This is a genomic window from Acidovorax sp. AC410 (assembly GCF_979253235.1).
This window is the reverse complement of sequence record NZ_CEEDCG010000001.1, coordinates 5,377,159-5,391,396: the sequence shown is the minus strand read 5'-3', so window position 1 is coordinate 5,391,396 and position 14,238 is coordinate 5,377,159. Positions and strand designations below refer to the sequence as shown.

16 protein-coding genes are annotated in these 14,238 nt (G+C 67.8%); 8 read left to right on the top strand and 8 right to left on the bottom strand.

The features are described 5' to 3' along the window. Positions 1 to 22 precede the first annotated feature (22 nt). Complete coding sequence (locus AC0IZS_RS25080; RefSeq protein ID WP_471638149.1) at positions 23 to 250, top strand: hypothetical protein; 228 nt, start codon at positions 23 to 25, stop codon at positions 248 to 250. Positions 251 to 322: 72 nt separating this feature from the next. Here the strand turns inward: AC0IZS_RS25080 and AC0IZS_RS25075 are convergent, their stop codons facing one another. The 5 genes from AC0IZS_RS25075 to AC0IZS_RS25055 all read right to left on the bottom strand — a co-directional run bounded on the left by AC0IZS_RS25075 (position 323) and on the right by AC0IZS_RS25055 (position 5,264). Further along, on the bottom strand, positions 323 to 955 hold the full coding sequence (locus AC0IZS_RS25075) for a response regulator (RefSeq protein ID WP_184856320.1): 633 nt from the start codon (positions 953 to 955) through the stop codon (positions 323 to 325). A 50-nt stretch (positions 956 to 1,005) separates the two neighbouring features. Then, positions 1,006 to 3,546 carry a DNA ligase D gene (gene ligD / locus AC0IZS_RS25070; protein WP_471638148.1) on the bottom strand — a complete coding sequence of 847 codons (2,541 nt, stop codon included), beginning with the start codon at positions 3,544 to 3,546 and terminating at the stop codon, positions 1,006 to 1,008. Positions 3,547 to 3,566: 20 nt separating this feature from the next. After that, positions 3,567 to 4,577 carry a non-homologous end joining protein Ku gene (ku, locus tag AC0IZS_RS25065; protein ID WP_471638147.1) on the bottom strand — a complete coding sequence of 337 codons (1,011 nt, stop codon included), beginning with the start codon at positions 4,575 to 4,577 and terminating at the stop codon, positions 3,567 to 3,569. 11 nt (positions 4,578 to 4,588) lie between these two features. After that, a complete protein-coding gene (locus tag AC0IZS_RS25060; protein ID WP_471638146.1) occupies positions 4,589 to 4,768 on the bottom strand; it encodes a DUF3606 domain-containing protein in 180 nt (59 codons plus the stop codon). A 106-nt stretch (positions 4,769 to 4,874) separates the two neighbouring features. Beyond that, positions 4,875 to 5,264 carry a hypothetical protein gene (locus tag AC0IZS_RS25055; protein ID WP_471638145.1) on the bottom strand — a complete coding sequence of 130 codons (390 nt, stop codon included), beginning with the start codon at positions 5,262 to 5,264 and terminating at the stop codon, positions 4,875 to 4,877. Between the two features lie 226 nt (positions 5,265 to 5,490). Between AC0IZS_RS25055 and kaiC the strand changes: the two genes are divergently transcribed. The 4 genes from kaiC to AC0IZS_RS25035 are packed head-to-tail and all read left to right on the top strand — an operon-like array spanning position 5,491 to position 10,229. Beyond that, on the top strand, positions 5,491 to 7,248 hold the full coding sequence (kaiC, locus tag AC0IZS_RS25050) for a circadian clock protein KaiC (protein ID WP_471638144.1): 1,758 nt from the start codon (positions 5,491 to 5,493) through the stop codon (positions 7,246 to 7,248). A 5-nt stretch (positions 7,249 to 7,253) separates the two neighbouring features. Beyond that, entirely contained in the window at positions 7,254 to 7,580 is a 327-nt protein-coding gene (locus AC0IZS_RS25045) for a circadian clock KaiB family protein (RefSeq protein WP_471638143.1), read from the top strand. A 5-nt stretch (positions 7,581 to 7,585) separates the two neighbouring features. Beyond that, positions 7,586 to 7,969 carry a circadian clock KaiB family protein gene (locus AC0IZS_RS25040; protein ID WP_471638142.1) on the top strand — a complete coding sequence of 128 codons (384 nt, stop codon included), beginning with the start codon at positions 7,586 to 7,588 and terminating at the stop codon, positions 7,967 to 7,969. After that, positions 7,920 to 10,229, top strand: a complete 2,310-nt coding sequence (locus AC0IZS_RS25035; protein WP_471638141.1) for an ATP-binding protein — start codon at positions 7,920 to 7,922, stop codon at positions 10,227 to 10,229. The genes AC0IZS_RS25040 and AC0IZS_RS25035 overlap by 50 nt, the downstream gene beginning before the upstream one ends. Positions 10,230 to 10,269: 40 nt before the next feature. Here the strand turns inward: AC0IZS_RS25035 and AC0IZS_RS25030 are convergent, their stop codons facing one another. Genes AC0IZS_RS25030 through AC0IZS_RS25020 form a run of 3 tightly spaced genes read right to left on the bottom strand, consistent with a single transcriptional unit; the run spans position 10,270 to position 11,532 of the window. Then, positions 10,270 to 10,524 (bottom strand): hypothetical protein, encoded by a 255-nt coding sequence (locus AC0IZS_RS25030; protein ID WP_471638140.1) that lies wholly within the window; start codon positions 10,522 to 10,524, stop codon positions 10,270 to 10,272. Between the two features lie 23 nt (positions 10,525 to 10,547). Next, positions 10,548 to 11,225 carry a glycosyltransferase family 2 protein gene (locus AC0IZS_RS25025; RefSeq protein ID WP_471638139.1) on the bottom strand — a complete coding sequence of 226 codons (678 nt, stop codon included), beginning with the start codon at positions 11,223 to 11,225 and terminating at the stop codon, positions 10,548 to 10,550. Between the two features lie 52 nt (positions 11,226 to 11,277). Further along, positions 11,278 to 11,532 carry a hypothetical protein gene (locus tag AC0IZS_RS25020; protein WP_471638138.1) on the bottom strand — a complete coding sequence of 85 codons (255 nt, stop codon included), beginning with the start codon at positions 11,530 to 11,532 and terminating at the stop codon, positions 11,278 to 11,280. Positions 11,533 to 11,769: 237 nt separating this feature from the next. On the opposite strand from AC0IZS_RS25020, the gene AC0IZS_RS25015 reads away from it, so the two are divergent. From AC0IZS_RS25015 to AC0IZS_RS25005, 3 genes are read left to right on the top strand one after another with little or no spacing between them, the layout of a single operon-like run. After that, a complete protein-coding gene (locus AC0IZS_RS25015; RefSeq protein WP_471638137.1) occupies positions 11,770 to 12,831 on the top strand; it encodes an acyl-CoA dehydrogenase in 1,062 nt (353 codons plus the stop codon). Then, positions 12,819 to 13,619, top strand: coding sequence for a PIG-L deacetylase family protein (locus AC0IZS_RS25010; protein WP_471638136.1), 801 nt, complete (start codon positions 12,819 to 12,821; stop codon positions 13,617 to 13,619). The genes AC0IZS_RS25015 and AC0IZS_RS25010 overlap by 13 nt, the downstream gene beginning before the upstream one ends. Further along, on the top strand, positions 13,616 to 14,233 hold the full coding sequence (locus AC0IZS_RS25005) for a class I SAM-dependent methyltransferase (protein WP_471638135.1): 618 nt from the start codon (positions 13,616 to 13,618) through the stop codon (positions 14,231 to 14,233). The genes AC0IZS_RS25010 and AC0IZS_RS25005 overlap by 4 nt, the downstream gene beginning before the upstream one ends. The last annotated feature ends 5 nt before the right edge of the window (positions 14,234 to 14,238 follow it).

The window sequence follows — 14,238 nt, the reverse complement described above, 5'->3', positions numbered from 1 at the left end:
ACTCGCCCTACAGGAGCAGGCCATGCACAGCAGCACCACCCCATCCCATTCCTCGTGGCCCTTCCCGGCCGCCGGCCATTTCAGGCGAGCGGCGGCCGCCACGAATGCCGATCCCGTCCCCGCGCCAGACGAAGACGCACCGGACCCCGTGGAGCAGGAACTCGTGGATGAACAACTCGAAAGGGACCGCAAGGCCTCCCGGGCCGTGGACAGCAAGATCAGGGACCGCAGCGCCCCATCGTCAAAGTAGCGCTCGCCGGCCATCGAAAAGCCCGCTGCCGGGACGGCTCAAGCCCCGCCCCGGCACCACGGTGCCCGAGACTCACTGGATCAGGTTGTTCTTCAGTGCGTAGTAGGTCAGGTCGCTGTTGGAGTCGAGGTGCAGCTTTTCCATCAGGCGCGTGCGGTAGGTGCTCACCGTCTTCACGCTCAGCGACAGGTCTTCGGCGATCTCGCCGACATTGGCGCCCTGGGCGAGCTTGAGGAACACCTGGAACTCGCGCTCCGACAGGTGCTCGTGCGGCGGGCGTTCGCCGGGTCGGTTGAGCTGCTGGGCCAGCAGTTCGGCCACGGTGGGCGTGAGGTAGCGCTTGCCCAGCGCGATGACGCGAATCGCCTCGACGATCTCGGAGGGCTTGCACTCCTTGTTGAGGTAGCCGCTCGCGCCCTGGCGGATCAGGTTGATCGCATAGTGTTCCTCGGGGTAGCCGCTCAAGATGAGGATGCCCATGTCCGGCGCTTTGGCGCGCAGCATGGACATGGCATCGAGCCCGCTCTGCCCGGGCATGGCCAGGTCCATCACGAGCACGTCGATGTCATGCTCGCGGATGAGGTCGATGGCCTCGCGCCCGTTGCCGGCCTCGCCTTCTACCCGAAGGTCCACGTGGTCGGCCAGGAACTGGCGCAGCCCTGCACGCACGATTTTGTGGTCATCCACGATGCCGATCTTGATCATTTGGTTTTTTCTGAGGTTGATGAAAACTGTCTGAGTGAGAGAGGAAAGCGTCAATCCTTGGCCGCATCCCTGGGCACATAACCCAGCAGGCGCATGGCGCCCGACAGGGATGCTGCGGCAGCGGCATAGCCTTGCCAGGGCGCATTGCCCTGGCGCAGGCGTTCGCCCACCGTACGCACCGTCCAGTGCGCGCCGCTGGTGAGCTGGCCCAGTTCGGACCAGGCCACGGGCACCGAGATGCCCATGCCCTCGCGCGCGCGCGCGGACCAGGCGCTCACCGTGGTGGCGCCGCGCCCGTTGCGCAGGTAGTCCACGAAGATCTTGCCGACCCGGTTGCGCGGGCCGCTCTTGGCCACGAAGCGTGCGGGTATGGTGTCGGCCAGGTGCTGCACCACGGCCTGCGAGAAGCCCTTGACCGCGTCCCAGCCCTGCAGCCGCTTGAGGGGTACCACCACGTGCAGGCCCTTGCCCCCACTGGTCTTGAGAAAGGCCGGCAGGTGCAGCTCCTGCAGCATCACCTGTACCAGTTGGGCGGCTTCCTGTACGGTCTCCCAGGGCACGCCCTCGCCCGGGTCCAGGTCGAAGCTCATGCGGTCGGGGCGCTCGATCCGGTCCTTGCGTGCGTTCCAGGTGTGGAACTCCACCACGTTCATCTGCGCAGCCGACAGCAGGCCCTCGGCTTTTGCCACCTCCAGCAGCGGCGCGTGGCCGGCATCGAGCGCCGGGTCGAGCAAGGTCACGCCCTCCATGCTGCCCTTGTCCAGGTGCTTCTGGAAGAACAGCTCGCCACCCACGCCGTCGGGCGCGCGCACCAGCGACACGGGCCGGCCCTTGAGGTGCTCCACCATCAGCGGCGCCACGGTGGCGTAATAGCGCACGAGCTCGATCTTGGTGATGCCGGTGGAGGGGTCGATCACGCGGTCGGGGTGCGAGATGCGCAGCGCGTCGGGCAGCGTGGAAGTGACCTTTGCGGGGCTGGGCCCGCGTGCAGGCTTGTTCTTTTTGTCGAGGGCGTCCATGGCCTGCGGTTTCTCCTGCACGATGGCTTTGGCCGGCTTGTCCGCACGCAGGCCGTGGAACACGGAGTGCCGCACGCGCCCTTCCTTGGTCCACTCGGCGAACGACACCTCGGCAATCAGGCGCGGCTTGACCCAATGCGCCTTCTTGGCCGTGGCGGTGCCCTCGGGGAACGGGCTCTTGGGGGTGCCCAGCGCCGTGAGTTTGGTGTGCAGCTCCTGCAGCGTGCGCTCGCTGAAACCCGTGCCCACGTTGCCCGCATAGCGCAGTGCGCCGTCGTCGCCATGCACCCCGAGCAGCAGCGAGCCGATGCCGGTGCGCGAGCCTTGCGGGTCGGTATAGCCACAGACCACGAACTCCTGGCGCTGGCTGCACTTGAGCTTGATCCAGTCGGCACTGCGCCGGGAGACATAGGGGGCCGACTTGCGCTTGCCGATCACGCCCTCGAAGCCCAGATGGCAGGCCGATGACACGAGGTCCGAGGGCTGGGCCTCAAAACCTTCGCTCAGGCGCACGCTGTCGGTCTTGGCCCCCTGCAGCACGGCGCGCAGCCTCTCGCGGCGCTCCACCACCGGCAGGTCGCGCAAGTCGTGCCCGTCGGCGTAGGGCAAATCGAACACGTAGTACACGAGGTCCTTGGCCACGCTGGCGTCAAAGGCGTTCTGCAGCATCTGGAAGTCGGGCGTGCCATGCTCGTCCACGGCCACCACTTCGCCGTCGAGCCAGCCGGACTGCAAGGGCAATTGGCCGATGGCCTTGACCAACTGGGGCATGCGGTGCGTCCAGTCGTTGCCGTTGCGCGTGAACAGGCGCACGGAGCCGTTGTGTACCCGTGCCAGCAGGCGGTAGCCATCGAACTTGAGTTCCCAGAGCCAGTCCGTGGTATCGGCCGGCGGTTGGTCCACCAGGGTGGCCAACTGGGGGGCCAGGGTGTCGGGCAGCGGCACCTTGGCCATCTTCGCGGGCCTGGCCGGCGCTGTTGCCTCTGCACGGGCGATGCCTGCAGGCCGGGGCGGCGCCAGGGGCGCCAGCGAAGCCACGCTGTCGGGCATCTCCTCGACGACGCTGAACTCGGCCGCAGGCCGCTCGAAATCGTCGTGCTCCTTGATCAGCAGCCAGGGCGGTTGCTTCTCAGCGCCCTTGCCATGCATGCGCACCAGGGTCCAGTGGCCCTTGAGCTTGTGGCCATGCAATTCGAACTTGAGCTTGCCCTTGCGGTAGCCCTCGGCGGCATCGCCCACGGGCAGCCAGTAGCCCCGATCCCAGACGATGACCTTGCCGGCACCGTACTGCTTGGGCGGTATCTGGCCTTCGAAGGTGTTGTATGAGATGGGGTGGTCCTCCACCTGCACGGCCATGCGCTTGTCGGTCGGGTCCAGGCTCGGGCCCTTGGGCACGGCCCAGCTCTTCATGGTGCCGCCCAACTCCAGACGCAGGTCGTAGTGCAGGCGGCTGGCCCAGTGCTTCTGGATCACGTACTGCAGCGCCCCGGCGCCGGGCGCTCCACCCTCGGCCGGCTCGGGCGTGATGGCGAAGTTGCGCTTTTGCTGGTAGAGGGCGAGGGAGTCGGCCATGGACGAACTTGGATGGGCTCTCAGGCGGCGCGGCGCGCTGGCGCCTTTGCTGTGGCGGCCTTCTTGGTTGCGGCCTTTTTGGCGGTGGCGGCCTTCTTTACAGGGGCCTTCTTGGCCGCAGGCTTGGCGGCGGCCTTCCTGGCGCTGGGCAGCGGCGTTACCGAGGCCGCCTGGCCCTTGCCAGATGCCCCCCCCTTGCCGCCGAGGCTGCGCTTGAGCAGCGCCGTCAGGTCGAGCACGTCGGCGCCGGCCGGGGCGCTTTCCTTGCCGCTGTCCACTTTCACCACCGTCGCCGTCTCGCCCGAGGCCACCTTGGTCTCGACAAGCTTGTGGATCTCCTGCGCAAACGAGTTGCGAAACGCATCGGCGTCCCAGGGCTGGGTCATGTCCTCGATGAGCTGCAGCGCCATGTCCATCTCGGCTGGCTTGATGCCGGCGGCCTTGGCATCCAGCGGCGGCAGGTTGAGCTGCTCGAACGAGCGGATCTCGCCGCCCCAGCGCAGCAGGTTCAGGATGAGCGCGCGCCCGCACGGGATCAGCACCGCCAGGTGCTGCTTGGTCTGGATGACCACCTTGGCCACGCCCACCTTGTTGCTCTGGCGCAGGGCCTCGCGCAGCAGGGCGTAGACCTTTTCGCCGCGCTTGAGCGGGGCCGTGTAGTAGGGCCGCTCCAGGTAGACGAAGGGGATCTCGTCGGCGTCGAGAAAGGTCTCGATCTCGATGGTCTGCGTGATCCTGGGGTAGGCAGCGGCAATCTCCTCGGGGGTGAGCACCACGTAGTGCCCGTCCTCGTACTCGATGCCCTTGACGATGTCGGCCGTGGAGATCTCCTTGCCCGTGACCTTGTTCACGCGCTTGTAGCCCACGGGCTCCATGGACCGCTTGTCCAGCCAGTCGAAGTCGATGCCCGAGTTCACCGTGGCCGAATACAGGCCGACAGGAATATGCACCAGGCCAAAGCTGATCGCCCCCTTCCACATCGTGCGCGTGGAAGTGGGTGCCTTGCCTTCGTCTTCTTTTGCCTGGGCCATCGCTCTGCCCTTCAGCGGGTGTGGCCCAGGTACTCGCGCACCTTGTCGGCCGACGACCCCACAGCAGCCACGGCTTCGCGCAACTGCGCCTCGGTCACGCCCAGGCTGTTGGTCCAGTCGCGCACTTCATAGGGCTCGCTGAGGTTGATGAAATGGCGGTCCTGGGCGGTCTTGCTCTTGTCGTCGCTCATGGCGTGTTCCTTTCCAAAGGGTGCTCTGGAAAGTAACATTCGCCCCCGGGCCCGCCTTGTAGGACAGATGCCGCTCCACCCCCCGGCAAAATGCCCGATCAGCCGCTCACGGCACCTGCAGTCGGATGTTCAGATGCGGCCCGGCGGTAAGGTCGAAGACATCGGCCCGGGCCAGATCCGGGTTGTGGTGAAACTGCGCCTCGACGTAATCCGCCGTGAGCTGGCTGGCAACGGCCTCCAGCAGGGCGCTGGCGCTTTCCAGCCCGCCGCCCGTGGCGCCATTGCCCTCCAACGTGTAGCTGTAGCGGCCCTGCCGATGGGTGACGAGTGCCAGCGCGATCAGGTGCCCCTCCGTATCGCCCGCGTACACCCGGCCTCCGGGGAAAAAGAGGGTGTAGCAACGCAGGTTCTGCAGCTGCTCCTGGCTGGGTGCGTGGGCGATGGCAGTCTCCTGAAAGACAGGCGGATTGAAAGGCCGATCTGGCTGCAATGGCATCCGCCAGTCTGCGAAATTCTGCGGCCTTCACCGCGTGTGCGCAAGTGACAAAGCCTGCCAGGCAGCGCAATCCGGCCGTGTCCTACAGAACATCGTGCGCGGATTTCCTACGATGTTTACGTCCGGTCACGCTCGCCGTGGCCTGGACCCTGCGGGGCAACTGCAGGTCCTGTTCCAGAGGGTTGTCACCCCAGCCCATCCCATCTACACCCCTGATCGCGCACCGATGGCAGCCACCCGAACCCAGAAGAAAGCCACTCTCGCAACGCCTGCGGGCATTGCCAAGTCGCCCACCGGCATTTCAGGCCTTGATGAAATCACCGAGGGCGGGCTGCCCGCTGGCCGCCCTACCCTCGTGTGCGGTGCCGCCGGTTGCGGCAAGACCATGCTGGCGGCGGAATTCCTCGTCAAGGGCGCCACGGAATACGGAGAGTCGGGCGTCTTCATGATGTTCGAGGAGTCCACCGACGAGCTGGTAGAGAACATGCGCTCGCTGGGCTTCGACCTTGATGAGCTGCAGCGGCAAAAGAAGCTGGCGTTGGACTTCGTGCGCGTGGAGCGCAGCGAGATCGAGGAAACCGGTGAATACGACCTGGAGGGCCTGTTCATCCGCCTGGGCTACGCCATCGATTCGATCGGCGCCAAGCGCGTGGTGCTCGACACCGTGGAGGCGCTGTTTGCGGGCGTGCCCAACCATGCCATCCTGCGCGCCGAGCTGCGCCGACTGTTCCGCTGGCTCAAGGACAAGGGCGTCACGGCCATCATCACCGCGGAACGCGGCGAGAGCGCCTTCACCCGCTATGGGCTGGAGGAGTACGTGGCCGACTGCGTGATATTGCTGGACCACCGCATCGACGACCAGGTCTCCACCCGCCGCCTGCGCGTGGTGAAGTACCGCGGCTCGGCCCATGGCACCAATGAGTACCCGTTCCTCATCGGCAGGCACGGCATCTCGGTGCTGCCCATCACCTCGCTGGCACTGAACCACCAGGCCTCACGCGAGCGCATGTCCACGGGCATTGGCGGGCTCGATGAAATGCTGGGTGGCCAGGGGATCTACCGTGGCAGCAGCCTGCTGGTGTCGGGCGCGCCCGGCACGGGCAAGAGCAGCATGGCCGCCAGCTTCGTCGATGCGGCCTGCGCGCGCGGGGAGAAGGCCATCCTGTTCACTTACGAGGAGTCCGAGAGCCAGTTGCTGCGCAACATGGAATCCATCGGCCTGGAGCTGCGCCGCTGGGTGGACAAGGGCCTGCTCAAGATCGAATCCACCCGCCCCACCCTGCACGGACTGGAGCAACACCTGGCCCATGTGTACGACCTGGTGCGCGAATTCCATCCGCAGGTGGTGGCAGTGGACCCCATCAGCAACCTGACCTCGCAGAAAGATGACTCGGGTCTCAAGCTCACGCTGATGCGGCTCATCGACTTCCTCAAGACCGAGGGCACGACGGCGCTGCTCACCAGCCTCACGGTCGATGCGGCGCCCTTTCCGGTGGCCACGTCGGAGGTGGGCGTGTCCTCGCTGATGGACAGCTGGCTGCTGCTGGCCAACGTGGCGGTCAACGGCGAGCGCACGCGCACGCTGCAGGTGCTCAAGTCGCGCGGCATGCCGCACTCCAACCAGGTGCGCGAATTCGTCTTCTCCGACAAGGGTGTGGACCTGGTGGACGTGTACCTCTATGGCGACCAGGTGCTCACCGGCACCGCACGCGTCGCGCACGAGGCACAGGTGCTGGCCGCCAACGACTTGCGCGGGCGCGACCACGAGCGCCGCCTGCGCGACCTGGACAACCGCCGCAAGGCCCTGGACGCGCAGATCGCGGCCTTGAATGCGCAGTTGCTGGAGCGGGCCGGAGAAGTGGAGTTCGCCATCGAGCGCGAAACCATGGAGGCCCTGGGCGCACAGGAGCGTGCTCGCAGCATTGCGGCCAGGCGCGGCACCGGCAGCAAGGCAGCGTCCCAACCCGCATCGCCCAAAGGATGATCGATATGGCAACCCCCTCCACCCTGCGCGAAAGGCCCGCTGCCGCGCCGCTGAAACCCGAGTGGCAGCTCCGGCTTTACGTGGCTGGCTCCACCCCCCGGTCCAGCGCTGCGCTGGAGAACCTTAAGCGCCTGTGCGAGATGCATCTGGCTGGGCGCTACAGCATCGAAGTCGTGGACCTGCTGGTCAACCCGCAACTGGCGGCGGGCGACCAGATCCTGGCCGTTCCCACCCTGGTGCGCAAGTTCCCCGAGCCGATCCGCAAGATCATCGGCGACCTGTCGAACGAGGAACGCGTGCTGGTCGGGCTCGATGTGAAGCCCCTCGTTTGAACCCCATGGCAACTACCGAAACCCAGCATGCCCAGCACGATCCGCCCGCCGAGGTTTCGCCCCCCAACGACTACCGGCTCTATGTGAGCATGGCCTCGCCGATCTCGCTGCGCGCCATCGCCAACGCGCGCCGCATCCTGCAGGAGGCGTATCCCGGCACGCACCAGCTCACGGTGCTGAACATTGCCGAGAACGTGGAGTCGGCACGTGCCGACCAGATCATCGTATCGCCCACCCTGCTGCGCCTGGCACCGCTTCCGCAGCGCCGCTTCATCGGCGACCTGTCGGACCTGAAACGCTTGCGCAAGGCCTTCGGACTCCAGCTACCGCAGGGGCAGCATGACGGCGGACGCATCCAACCCCAGCCAGGGACGGAACGGCGAGAGTGACCTTGCCGCCGAGAATGCCGCGCTCAGGCTGCGGCTGCAGGAGCTGGAGGAAACGCTGCATGCCATCCACACCGGCGATGTCGATGCACTCGTGGTCAACGACGCCATCTACACACTGGAGAGCGCACACGCGGCGACCGACCAGTTGCGCCAGGACGTGCTGGGCCAGATGGAGGATGCCGTCTTCGCCTTCGACCAGGAGGGGCTGGTGATGTACGTCAACGCCGCTGCGGAGCGGCTGTATGGCGTGCGGTCCTCCGATGTACTGGGGCAACCCCGGCAGTTCATCTTCACCGAGATGCCGGGCATGGGCGAATCGCATGCCTTGCCTGCCTCCCCCGGAGCGCTGGCCACGCTGGGCACCCTGCACCGCCTGAACGATGGCCGGCTGATCGACGTGGAGGCCGTGGTCTCGCCCCTGCTCGGCCCGCTGGGCCGGCCCCTGGGTTCACTGGCCGTGGTGCGCGACATCACCCAGCGCCGGCGCGCAGAGCACTGGCGCAACCTGCTGGCGCGCCTGCCGGAGCGGCTGCGCGAGGTGGGCGACCTGCCGGGCATGGCGCGGGAAGCGGCGCGCCTGCTGGGCGAGACCCTGCGCCTGGCGCGCGTGTGCTATGGCACCATCGACGACACCGGCGAGCTGTGTACCATCGACCAAGACTGGTGCATCCATGGCCTGGCCACACTGGCAGGCACCTGGCGCATGCACGACCTGGGCTCCGTCGCCGAAGGTCTGTGGCACGGAGAACCCCTGGTGGTAGCCGACACCTCGGACGATCCCGAGCGCTATCCCGAGGGAACGCTCGACACGCAAGGTGTACGCGCCTTGCTGAGCGTGCCGCTGATCGAGCAGGGCAAGCTCGTGGCCATCCTGTTCCTGCACCATGCCGATGCGCGCCACTGGACCAGCGAGGAAATCGACTTCGTGCGCGAGTTTGCCGAGCGCATCCGCTCTGTTTCGGAGCGGGTGCGCAGCGCCAATGCCCTGGCGCTCAGCGAAGCCCTGCTGCGCGACGTGAATGAAAACCTGGAAGCCACCGTGGCGGCACGCACCGGCGAGTTGATGGCGGTGGAAGAGGCACTGCGCCAGTCGCAGAAGATGGAGGCCGTCGGGCAGCTCACGGGCGGCATTGCGCACGACTTCAACAACCTGCTGGGCGCCGTGAGCGCCAGCCTGCAGGTGCTCAAGGTGCGCATGCGCCAGGGCAAGCTCGACCAGGCCGAGCGCTACATTGCCATGGGCCAGGACTCGGTCAAGCGCGCTGCCGCGCTGACCCAGCGCCTTCTGGCCTTTGCCCGGCGCCAGACGCTGGACCCCAAGGCCACCGACCTCAACCGGCTGGTGGCCGGGCTGGAAGAACTGGTACGCCGCTCGGTGGGGCCGGACGTGCAGGTGGAGTGCCTGGCCGCAGAGGGACTGTGGACCACCCGGGTCGACCCTTCGCAGCTCGAGAACTCGCTGCTCAACCTGTGCATCAACGCACGTGACGCCATGCTGCCCGGCGGCGGGCGCCTGGCCATTGCCACCGCCAACATCGCGGCCACGGACGGCGTGGTGCGCAGCCAGGGCCTGCCGGTGGCCGACTACGTGTGCCTGTCTGTCACGGACACCGGCTCGGGCATGCCGGCCGAACTGATCGAGCAGATCTTCGACCCCTTCTTCACCACCAAACCCACTGGCCAGGGCACGGGCCTGGGCCTGTCGATGGTGTATGGCTTCGTGCGCCAGTCGGGCGGCCAGGTGCGCGTGCAGTCCGAGGTCGGCGTGGGCACCACCATGCGCCTGTACCTGCCGCGCCACGACGGCCAGGTGCTGGACGACGCAGCCGACGGCCCCGCAGACACTGTGCAGCAGGGCGAGGGCGAAACCATTCTGGTGGTGGAGGACGAAAGCACCATCCGCACCCTGACCGTGGAGGTGCTCAAGGACGCCGGCTACGTGCTGGTCGAGGCCGACGACGGCCCGAGCGCACTGCGCACGCTGGCCTCCATGCGCCGCGTGGACCTGCTGATCACCGATGTGGGCCTGCCCGGCGGGCTCAACGGCCGCCAGGTGGCAGACGCGGCGCGGCAGGACCGGCCCCAGCTGAAAGTGCTGTTCATCACCGGCTTTGCCCAGAATGCCGCCGTAGGCAACGGCCTGCTCGATGCTGGCATGGAAGTCATGACCAAGCCCTTTGAGCTCGCCGCCCTGGCCAGGAAGGTGCGCGACATGATGGACGGGCAGACCGACCGCACGCGGCCCGCCGCGCCTCAGTGAACCGAAGGATCCGGCGCCCTCTGCCCAGAGGCGACGGTTTTCAGCTCGGGTTCTGACCGTCCCCGTCTTCGGTCTTGAGCAGGCCGCGGATGTTCATGGCCGCCAGGCAGACCTGCAGCGCGATCAGCGCGATGGCGTGGGAGTAAAGGCCCCAGGCCACCCACAGCACATTGCTGGCCAGGAACACCCAGAACCCGATGTTGCGGCGCGCTGGCGCGTTCGATCCCACCAGCCAGGCCGCCAGCACCGATGCCGCAAACGCGGGCCACTGCGCCCAGTCCAGCCAGTCGTTCATGGAATGCTCGCCTTGCGCCGGGTTCAGAGAATGGCGGGCAGCACGGCCAGTGCGCCGCCCAGCTGCAGCAGCGTTGCGCCAAAGCCGGCCGGCGCACGGAACTGCTTGCGCGCGCTGGTCGTCACGCGGGTGGCTGCGGTCCAGGCAATGGACAGGCCACATTCCTGCAGGCGCTGTACCAGGGCCACATCTTCCCCCGTGGCCAGAGGCTTGAAGCCGCCGACCTCGCTGTACGCCTGCGCGGTGAGCCCGAGGTTGGCGCCGTGGATGTGCCGGTGGCCGTCGCGGTCCTGGTAGAGCGCATCGAACTGCGCGCGAACGGCCTCGCCATGCGTGTCCCAGTCGCGCACCTGCACGGTGCCACACACCGCATCGGCCTGCAGGCACAGTTGCTGCGCAATCCAGTTGGGGGCCACCTCGCTGTCGGCATCGGTGAAGGCCAGCCAGCGCGCGCCGGCTGCCAGTGCCAGCTGGGCGCCCATGGCGCGGGCCGTGCCCACGTTGCGCGCCTGGCACTCCACCGTGCGCGCGCCCAGGGCAGTGGCGATGCCCTGGGTGCCATCGCTGCAATCGTCAAGCACCACGATCAGCAGCACGGTCTCACCCATCAAGTCGGGGCAGCTGGAGGCGGCGGCCAGCGAATGCAGGCAGGCCCCGATGTGGGCCTCTTCATTGTGGGCCGGGACGATGACGGCAATCATGTGCCAGCCCGGGCAAGCCTGGTCGGCGCCACGCGCGGGCTGCCACCCCGGATCATTCGGAAGACTCGGACGTGCCGGCTGTTGCCAGGGTCGTGGCGGGTGCAACCTGCCCCTGTGCCTGTACCTCGGTGACCGTTGACGGCCAGAAGCCGGGGTCCATGCTGTTGGCCAGCACCATCGCCAGCACCACCAGGGCTCCCGCCACTTCGGCATACAGAAGACCACGGCTTTCCCATGGCGAAACGGGCTGCGGGAATTCGCCGGCAGGGCGGCGGCCGGAGGTGGCAGACGGGGGCTGGGTGGTCACGGCAGGCTCCTTGAAAAGTGGGTGGCTGAAAGTAACCTTTGGCATGCGCCTGCGTTGTCAGACAGCATCCTCAAGCGCTGTCATGCAGTAAAAAAATGCGGCGAATGATTGCGTTGCAATCCATGGCCAAGGGGTCGGGCATCTGTCCCACAGCACGGGCCGCCGCATACCGACCGGGCCTGGCCTGCGCAAGCACCACAGTGGCTGGATTCGAACAAGACCACAAGGCCCGCGCGCATGCCTGTTTCTCCCATCCGCCAGGCGGCTCCCCGCACGCCTGCCTCCCTCCATGATCTGGCCACGGCCCTGTCCGGCATGTCCGCGCTGCCGGTTGCAGCGCAGTTGAGGCAGTTGGTGGCTCAGGGCCTGGCACACCTGCCGCAGCCCGGCAGGGGGCGCACCCTGCAACGCTGGCAGGCACTGAGCCGCGTGGCACAGCACAGCCTTGGGCTGGCCAAGCTGTATGAGGGGCATACCGACGCACTGGCCATCCTGCACGAGCTGGGCGCTGACCACGCCCGCGCAGGCCAAACCTGGGCCATGTGGGCCGCCGAGGCGCCCGGCCAGCGGGTGCAGGTTCTGCCACCGGGCGGCAACGGGCAGGCCGCGCTGACCGGCGCCAAGGCCTGGTGCTCGGGCGCGCAGGGCGTCAGCCACGCCCTGCTGACGGCATGGCTGCCCGGACAAGACCAGAGCCAGCTCGTCGCCGTGGACCTGAGCCACCCCGGCATCCGCATGGACACCGGGGCCTGGCAGGCCGTAGGCATGGCCGACACCTTGAGTGCGCAGGTCGCCTTCGACAACACGCCCGCGGTGCTGGTCGGCGAGCCCGGCGACTACCTGCACCGGCCCGGCTTCTGGCAGGGCGGCGCAGGCATTGCGGCCTGCTGGTACGGCGGCACATTGGCCGTGGCCGATACGCTGCACCGGGACATGCGCAGCGCATCGACCGAACACCCCGCCTTTGCCTACCGCGCCGCCGCCTTCGGCAAGGTGGACCGGGTGCTGGCAGGCATGGCGGCATTGCTGCGCGAGAGTGCCGACTGGATCGATGCACACCCGCATGCGGACGCCATGGCCGTGGCCCTGCGCGTGCGCCAGGCGGCCGAAGCCGCGGCCACCTGCGTGCTGGACGAGACCGGCCGCGCGCTGGGCGCCACGCCCTACTGCCGCGACGCCGCGTTTGCGCGCGCCGCAGCAGACCTGCCGGTCTTCATCCGCCAAAGCCACGGCGACCGCGACGACGCGGCCCTGGCCCGGGCCGTGCTGGCGCAGGAGGACTACCCATGGGCACTGTGAACCACTCCGCTGGGGAGCAGGGCCTGGCCCCCGACACCCGCTTCATCAGCGCGCCGCGTGTGGCCTCGCGGTTCTGGGAGTTTTGGCTGCTGGAGGAAGGCATCGCACGCGTGCCCGCCAGCAAATTGGTTGGGAAATGGCAGCGCCTGGTGGTGGTAGCACCGCACCCCGACGACGAGATACTGGCCTGCGGCGCACTGCTCCACAGCCATGTGGCCCGCGGCGGCGCCTGCCTGGTGGTGGCAGCGACCGATGGCGAGGCCAGCCATGCAGACGCTGCAGGGCACGATGCCGAGGGCCTCGCCCGGACACGCCAACAAGAGAGCAACGCGGGCCTGCAGCGCCTGGGGGTGCCGGCGCAGGCCGTGACCCGGCTGGGCCTTCCCGATGGCGGGCTGCGCAATCGCGCCGACGAACTTCTGGCGCAACTGGCGGCGCTGATCCGCCCATCGGACGTGGTGCTGACCACCTGGCGACTGGACGGCCACCCCGACCACGAGGCCTGTGGCCACGCCTGCGCTGCGGCTTGCCAGGCCAACGGCGCCACCCTGCTGGAGGCGCCTGTGTGGATGTGGCACTGGGCCGAGCCCTGGGACCCGCAGGTGGACTGGACCCGCCTCACGGGCGTGGGCGTCGACGCCGACACCCTCGCGCGCAAGCTCCACGCGCTGGCCGCACACCGCTCACAGCTCACGCCCCGTTCGCCCACCCTGCCCCCGGTTCTGGACGCCGCCCTCATCGAGCGTGCCGGCTGGGATGCCGAATACTTCTTCACCACCCCACCATGATCGCCAAAGCCCCGCAAAACCTGTTCGACCCGCTGTTCGCCCGCGGCCCCGACCCCTGGCATTTCGAGGGCAGCTGGTACGAGGCGCGCAAGCGCGACCTGCTGCTGGCCAGCCTGCCACGCCCACGCTATGCATCGGTGTTCGAGCCCGGCTGTGCCGGCGGCTTCGTCTCCGAACAGCTGGCGCAGCGCTGCGACCGGCTGCTGGCCTGGGATGGCGCCCGGCGCGCTGTGGAATACACTGCCGACCGGCTCAAGCCCCATGCGCACGCCCAGGCCGAACACGGCTGGGTGCCGGACCAGTGGCCCGAAGGCCGATTCGACCTCATCGTGCTGGGCGAGCTGCTGTACTACATGCAAGAGCCCGATATCGAGCGCCTGGCACAGCGTTGCCGCACCACGTTGTTGGCCTCGGGGCCCGAGGCCACCGTGGTCGCTTGCCACTGGCTGCACCCGTTTGATGACTTTCCACTGGGCGGCGCGCGCGTGCATGAAATCCTGCACCAGCACCTGCAGATCCCGCGCGTGGCCCAATGGCGCGATGCGGACTTCTGCCTGGAAGTGTGGTCTACCGACCCACAGAGCGTAGCCCAGCGCGAGGGGCGCAGGGGCTGACCAGG